Origin of the sequence: Xanthobacter autotrophicus, assembly GCF_030015065.1 — a bacterium.
GTDB lineage: Bacteria > Pseudomonadota > Alphaproteobacteria > Rhizobiales > Xanthobacteraceae > Xanthobacter > Xanthobacter autotrophicus_D.
In genome coordinates this window covers 1-752 of the sequence record NZ_JAIVFN010000290.1, presented here as the reverse complement: position 1 = coordinate 752, position 752 = coordinate 1, and the positions used below count along the sequence as shown (strand labels likewise).

Genomic DNA, 752 nt, shown 5'->3' with positions numbered 1-752 from the left:
TCTTGGGATCGAGCAGTTCCTTGGGAAGCCGCTGCACGTCGATCGCATCGAGGTCCAGCAGCGGGGCGCCGAAGACGGACGACACCGTGTGCGCGACTTCCGCGGCGGACACGGCGCCGGAGTTCGTGAGTTCCGCGATGAAGCTCGTCCTGCCCGCGCGCGACTTGCGGAAGACTTCTTCCGCCGCCTGCTGACTCAGTTTGCCCGCGGACATCAGCGCCCGGCCCAACCCGGGCAGGGCGATCACGTTGCCCTCTCGCTGGGCGTTATCGACAGCGGCCATGTAACCAGTGGAATCGTGTGGATGGAAAGGAAACCATCCTAACATCGTGCCAGGGCAAGAAATACAGGGGGAGGAGGGGGGTGCAAGGAAACCACGCCGCCATGCGTGGACCTTGGAAAATGGTCGGGGTGAGAGGATTCGAACCTCCGGCCTCTACGTCCCGAACGTAGCGCTCTACCAGGCTAAGCTACACCCCGATGGTCAGGCAGGCAATGCGTTCAGTGCTCTAAACGCGCCTGTCTAATAGCTGAGACGCCAATTGTAGCAAACCTTCGGTGTACTTATTGGAAGGAAGTGCAGATAGTGCGTGGATCGCTGCCTGCGCCTGCGCGGCGGCGGCGGCGCGGGTCGCCTCCAGGGCGCCGGTTTCGCGCACGATCGCCAGGATCGCGGGCAGTTCGTCGAGCGATCCGTGCTCGATCGCGGACTCGATCAGCTGCCGCTGCGCCGCGCTGCCGCGCTGCATGGC

1 protein-coding gene, 1 tRNA gene and 1 pseudogene are annotated in these 752 nt (G+C 64.0%); all 3 read right to left on the bottom strand.

The window, feature by feature from the left end:
* Window positions 1-283 (bottom strand): annotated as a pseudogene (locus K9U40_RS23155) (hypothetical protein); the annotation flags it as partial.
* A 120-nt stretch (window positions 284-403) separates the two neighbouring features.
* Window positions 404-480: transfer RNA gene (locus K9U40_RS23150), tRNA-Pro, on the bottom strand.
* Between the two features lie 29 nt (window positions 481-509).
* Window positions 510-752: hypothetical protein (locus K9U40_RS23145; RefSeq protein ID WP_282892422.1), on the bottom strand; the 243-nt coding region annotated here is incomplete at its 5' end.